5 protein-coding genes and 1 tRNA gene are annotated in these 5,369 nt (G+C 61.3%); 3 read left to right on the top strand and 3 right to left on the bottom strand.

What is annotated here, in order from left to right; translation table 11 throughout:
* The 3 genes from WA989_RS14325 to WA989_RS14315 form a co-directional block, all read left to right on the top strand.
* Positions 1 to 492 (top strand): hypothetical protein (locus WA989_RS14325; RefSeq protein ID WP_424341162.1); only part of this gene is annotated, 492 nt, incomplete at its 5' end.
* A gap of 2 nt (positions 493 to 494) precedes the next feature.
* The gene (locus tag WA989_RS14320) at positions 495 to 3,224 is read left to right on the top strand and encodes a virulence factor SrfB (RefSeq protein ID WP_424341161.1); all 2,730 of its coding nucleotides are present in this window, start codon (positions 495 to 497) and stop codon (positions 3,222 to 3,224) included.
* Between the two features lie 268 nt (positions 3,225 to 3,492).
* Positions 3,493 to 3,568: transfer RNA gene (locus WA989_RS14315), tRNA-Asn, on the top strand.
* 26 nt (positions 3,569 to 3,594) lie between these two features.
* Here the strand turns inward: WA989_RS14315 and WA989_RS14310 are convergent.
* The 3 genes from WA989_RS14310 to gspM are packed head-to-tail and all read right to left on the bottom strand — an operon-like array spanning position 3,595 to position 5,318.
* The gene (locus WA989_RS14310) at positions 3,595 to 4,068 is read right to left on the bottom strand and encodes a hypothetical protein (protein ID WP_424341160.1); all 474 of its coding nucleotides are present in this window, start codon (positions 4,066 to 4,068) and stop codon (positions 3,595 to 3,597) included.
* Complete coding sequence (gene gspN / locus WA989_RS14305) at positions 4,065 to 4,823, bottom strand: type II secretion system protein N (RefSeq protein ID WP_424341159.1); 759 nt, start codon at positions 4,821 to 4,823, stop codon at positions 4,065 to 4,067. The genes WA989_RS14310 and gspN overlap by 4 nt, the downstream gene beginning before the upstream one ends.
* A complete protein-coding gene (gspM, locus tag WA989_RS14300) occupies positions 4,824 to 5,318 on the bottom strand; it encodes a type II secretion system protein GspM (protein ID WP_424341158.1) in 495 nt (164 codons plus the stop codon). It lies immediately after the preceding gene.
* Positions 5,319 to 5,369 lie beyond the last annotated feature (51 nt).

Below are 5,369 nucleotides of genomic sequence, written 5' to 3'. Positions count from 1 at the left end.
CCCCTGCCCATTCAACTGGGTAGCGATTACAAGACGGCGCGCACCTATCTGATCGCCGAGACCATTCGCTGGGTCCAAAGCGACCGGCTGACCGCGCTCTTCAAGGCCGCGCAACTGTCCTCCTCAGATGCCCAGTCGGTCCGCGAAGTGCTTCCTACCGCGCTCAATATCGAATCGCTCGCCGTCTGGCTCTGCGAGGAATTCGGCCACCTTCGCGCGATCAGACATGCCACACATGCCCGGCGCTATCTCGCGACCCGCATGACGACAGGCATCCAGGGCGGCGCCCGGCCGGCCAAATCATCGGGCCGCCCATCGGGCGATGCTTTCCAACAGACCTTTGACCGCTGGTCCAATCCGCTCTGCGAGATCGAAGACTCCCTCCACTTCCAGAGGGTCATTGCCCCGCTCACCGCACGGCTGGTCCGGATCGGCGAAGCGAATAACGCCATCGACGACTCCCCCGTCGCAGCCAATTCCAACGAGGCCTAATCATGAAAAAGACGATCCAGGTTTTCCCCAATAGCGGACACCAGCTCCTGTTCTTTCCTCTTGGCGATGGAAAAACGGCGTGGCCCAAGCATGACGAGTGGCGCAGCCCGAAGGACAAGCCCTGGCTGAAAGGCCGGTTCGGCGTTCAGGCACAGAAATCCAAAACCGGCGAGACCGTCGAACAGGCCGGTTTCTGGGTCGGCATCGATGTCAATGTCGGTGGTCCTGACCGCGGCTATGAAGTCCCGAAATTCGAGGCGGACGCACCAGCGCGCCGCAAGACGTCCGGCAAGATCATCATTGACGATACGGATGGGACTTCCTCGAAAGCCGGCTGCCACAGCCCCTATCTCACATCCAATGCCGACGATCTGCCCGGTAACATGGAGCTCAACCTCAACCAGGAATTCGCCTTGCCGGCGTCTTGTCCGGCGCTGCAGCTCGACCTGTCCTTTGTGGAAGAAGCTGGCGCACCGATCCCGGTCAATCTGATTGTTGACTTCGGCAACTCCCGCACGATCGTGCTCGGCCTTGAACAGACCGATGCCGGCGACTCGCTGTCGTCTGTCTGCAAGCCAATCCTGTTCCCGAAAGCAGGCCTTGAATCAGCGGCGGCCAATGACGAGCCGGCTGAACTCGACGAAGCCATTCCTGAAAGCTGGTTTGTCCTCATGGAAGGGCTTTTCAAGCCTGAACCGACGCACAAGCTGAGCGCAGGCTTCAAGCCGAGCTTTGAGAAACGCACGCTGCTTGATCGCATCTTCAATATCGGCCGCAGGCGCCGGTCTGAAACCGTGACGATCGCCCCGCACCTGTTCACCCGTGTCTCGCCAGCTGTGATGGGCCTTGCTGCCCACGACGCCCTGGCCGATCTCGACACCGAAGCTGGCGGGCTGTCCTTTCTGTCATCGCCAAAACGCTATGTCTGGGACGAACAGCCGCTCGGTGAGAAAGGCCACACGCACTGGACGATGCAGCGTCAGCCCTGGCGCGACACCAGCAGCGATGCGCACGAACTCGTTCCGCTGAAAGGCGACATCTTCCGCTTCATGCCGAATGCGAAAGCTGACTGGGCTCTCAACTCCTGGGGCGATTTCTCCCGGCTGGACCAGGACATCCGTCCAGACCAGTCGCGCGCTGACAGCCTGATCTGGGTGGCGCTGTCTATCCTCGAACAGGCCGAGCGCCAGATCCAGTCCGAAGCGTGGAGAGACGGCAACAAGCCCTATCTGCGCCGCGTGCTCGGCGATGTCATCCTGACCTACCCGGCCGGCTGGACGCAAGACGAGGTCAATCGCTATCGCAGCAAATGGGAGCGCGCCCGCGACATCTTCGTACTGAGCCGCCGCGCTGAGGAAGATGGCCCGATCCCGCAGGTCCGCCTGCCGATCGACGAAGCCGTCGCTTCACAGCTCGCCATTGTCTATGCCGAGATGCACCACATGCGCGACTATGGCGAGAACTGGATCGAGCTCTATGGCCGCGGCACCGGCAAGGATGCCCGGATCCGCGTCATGACGATCGATATCGGGGGCGGCACAACAGACACGTCCGTCGTCGAATATCAGGACTCGCTGCCCGGCGCCGGTATGGATATTCTGAGCCGCCTCATCTTCAAGGACTCCACCACGCATGCCGGTGACCGGCTGATCAAGGATGTCATCGAGAAGGCTCTGCTTCCCCTGATCGGCAAGGATTTCTTCGGCGATCTTGAACAGCGCGAAGCCTTTGAAGAAGTCTTTTTCAAGAGCGCAAAACGCGACAGCCATCGCGCCCAGTGGTCGGTCATTACGCGTACCGTTCTGGTGCCGATTGCCCAGCGCTGGCTGAAGGAAATGTCATCGACCGAAGAGGACACGCTGGAAACCACACCGCATCAAGCTGGCGCATCAGCGAGCCAGATCAAGCGGATGAATGCGCTGGTCCGGGCCGCCGGTATCAAGGGTGACATTCTCACCCCTGACCTTGCCCTGCCGCTCGAGCGCGGCCGCCTGAAAACAATCATCCAGCACTGGTTCTCCGAACTGGCAAAAGTGCATGGCGAGTTTGCGGGCCTGTTTGACTGCGACGTCGTCATCCTGACCGGCAAACCGTCCGAGCTGACGGATGTCCGCGACCTGATCGAGCGCCACCTGCCGGTCAGCAGCGACCGGATCATCTCGGCCAAGAACTATTTCGCTGGCGACTGGCTGCCCATGTCGAAGACCGGCTATATCGATGACGCGAAGCTCGTCACCGCGCTCGGCTCTGCAGCGCTGAATGGCATCCAGAGCGGCCTTCTCACCGGATGGAATATCCGCACTGAGGTCGATCCGGACTATCGGCGCGAGAATCACTGGGGCCGCATTGCCGGGACACTCAAACCCTTCGTGGAGAGCGATATCATCCTCCCCGCAGGCGAGATGACAGCCAGTGCTCGCCTCCTGACGGGCAGCGTCATCGGGCGCGCGCGTTTCCTCAATCATGTCCTGCCGGAGCAGGTCTACAAGCTGACCCATGTCAGTGGGCGCCAGATGCTGATCGACGCCAAGTTCCGCCGGATGGTTTCCAAACCGGGCAAGGATGGCGACCACAGCATGACGGGCGAGAACCTCGTCCTGGTCAAGGCGAAGGACGCGCATACCGACAAGAAAATCCCGCTTGGCGAGCTGCAGCTGCAACTCTGCACCCTGCCCCAGTCTGAGGACTACTGGCAGGAGACAGGCCGGTTCGAGGTGCGCTGGGCGAGTTAGCCTGCCTGCAACACTATGAGGGGCGTGTGTGATACGTCAGAAAACACGCCCCCATTAACCTGTCTTACGCGGCACAGGCGAACTTCGCGCAAACCGTTTACGCGCCATTAACCATTCCGCGAGATATCTAGGATTGTCTTCTTTGGAGACACCCACCATCACCCAATGCCTCGGCGGGAGCTTGCTCCCGCCGTTTTTTTATCAGCTCTCTGCAAGAGGGCGTTTGACTTGGCCGCTTCGTTTGGTATTGGAGCCGTCTCGCAAGTGATCCGCGATAGCTCAGTTGGTAGAGCAGGCGACTGTTAATCGCCCGGTCGTAGGTTCGAGTCCTACTCGCGGAGCCACTCTCCCCCTCGCACGATAAGACGTCTCAGCTCTGGCAGGCCTGCACGCCTAGCACAGGCATGACTGTCTTCCAGCCCTCAGCGGTGGTGATGGTTATGCGGCCTGATTCGACACGCTGGCCGCCCTGCAACTCATCGCCTGGTACCACTATCACGGCAATCTGCTCGCGCTCCGGGCCGACAAAGGTCTGCTCGGTCAGGAACTGGCCAAAAATCTCTCCGCGATTGCCGGTTTGCGTGACATTGACGGCCATTTCACCGATCTGCATCTTCGCCGTTCCAGACTGGGCCTTCTCGAAGAAGATGAACTTGCTCGCATCGGTCTGGCTCCACAGAAACAGCGCGCATTCGTCGGCTTCGAGCATTTGCGGGCCAATCCCCGATTTTGGCACCACATCACGGGCGGGCAGAACGGCCGCCGGATCATAATCGTCCGGGGCCGGGGTTGAGGAACAGGCCGCGATCAGGCCGCCCGCGGCAATCAGGGACATGAGTCTCATAGCCGCCCCCCGGCCACGGCCGCCGTTTCATACTGATAGGTCCACACACCCTCGCTCTGCGAGAATCCGCTGCGCGCCAGAAGCGTCTCGATCTCATCGTCTTCGGTGTTGACCACAACATCAATATCGGATCGCCCATAGAGCGTCGCCATGGCATTAATCTCGACCGTGTCCCCGGCCGGGCTATCGCCGCTCAAATCAATGCTGAACGCGCCATTTTCACAGCTGATCGAACCGGTGAGGTCAGAGAATGTCCGACCGAATTGCTGAGCCGCGCGGGCCAGCGTGTCGGTCTGGACATTGCCGGAGGCGGCTGTGCAACTGCCGTCGGCAATGCTCACTTCACCGCCGCTCAGCCGGAAGATGCCGCCAATCGAGCGCACTTCATTGGAAAGGCTTTCCAGCGCATTGATCTGTTGCTCGACGCGCAGATCGGTGGCCTCGATCCTGTCTTCTCCTCTCACGGTGACAACGCCTGCGCCGCGTCCGCCTGCACCGCCCCACTGGACTTCGAGCGCTGGCGCAAAGGCCAACAGAGACATCGGCCGCAGCGCAAGATCGACGTCGCCAACCGGCTGGCCATTGAGATAGACCCCGGACATCCGCCCGTCCCAGATCGTGCCTTCAGACTGGGTCCACTCCACGCCCATCGCGTTGAGCGGCAGCCGGTTCAGCACCATGCCAAGCGGGATCTGGCTGGCAGCGAACCAGACAAGCGCAATCAGCGCTGTCAGAACGAGCAGAAATCGCAGCATTCAGGCGCCTCCGCCGGAAAGCTCGACCGTGGCGCGCACGCGGCCATTACCGGCCTTGTCCATGCTGAGCCGCTCGACACGGCCGCCGAGCTGGGTTTCGACCAGCGACAGAAAGTAGAAAAGCTGTCTCGGGTCTGCCTGTTCGAATACCATTGAAAACCTTCCATCATCGGCGCCCTGAAGCCTCGCTATCGAGAGGCCGGCGGCCTGGGCTTCGCGTGTGACTTCCGTCTTGAACGCTTCAGCGCCGAGCGTGGTTGCGGTCGAGACAGCTATAGCCGCCTGCGCTGGAGAGCGCGCGCGAACCGCAGCGGCCAATTGCTCGACGCGCGACAATTGCGCGGCAGCCGTCTGGCGCTCGATCGCAGCGGCGTCGCGCGCGGCAAGCGAGGGCGATACCAGCCCGTACCAGATGACCAGAATGCCGACCAGCAGGCCCGCAGCGCCGATAAGGCCCTTCTCGCGCAGTGACAGAGCTTCCCACCACGCGCTCATGACGCCGCCTCGATGTTAAATTCGCCGAGCACACGCTGGCCCGACTGGCGC

The organism is Henriciella sp. (genome assembly GCF_049649345.1).
GTDB lineage: Bacteria > Pseudomonadota > Alphaproteobacteria > Caulobacterales > Hyphomonadaceae > Henriciella.
The sequence above is the reverse complement of the archived record's forward strand: the minus strand, read 5'-3'. Positions and strand labels throughout refer to the sequence as shown.

Coding starts and splice junctions, on each gene's coding strand:
- gspN (WP_424341159.1), bottom strand. CDS start 4,823: ATGCTGCGATTTCTGCTCGTTCTGACAGCGCTGATTGCGCTTGTCTGG.
- gspM (WP_424341158.1), bottom strand. CDS start 5,318: ATGAGCGCGTGGTGGGAAGCTCTGTCACTGCGCGAGAAGGGCCTTATC.
- WA989_RS14310 (WP_424341160.1), bottom strand. CDS start 4,068: ATGAGACTCATGTCCCTGATTGCCGCGGGCGGCCTGATCGCGGCCTGT.
- WA989_RS14320 (WP_424341161.1), top strand. CDS start 495: ATGAAAAAGACGATCCAGGTTTTCCCCAATAGCGGACACCAGCTCCTG.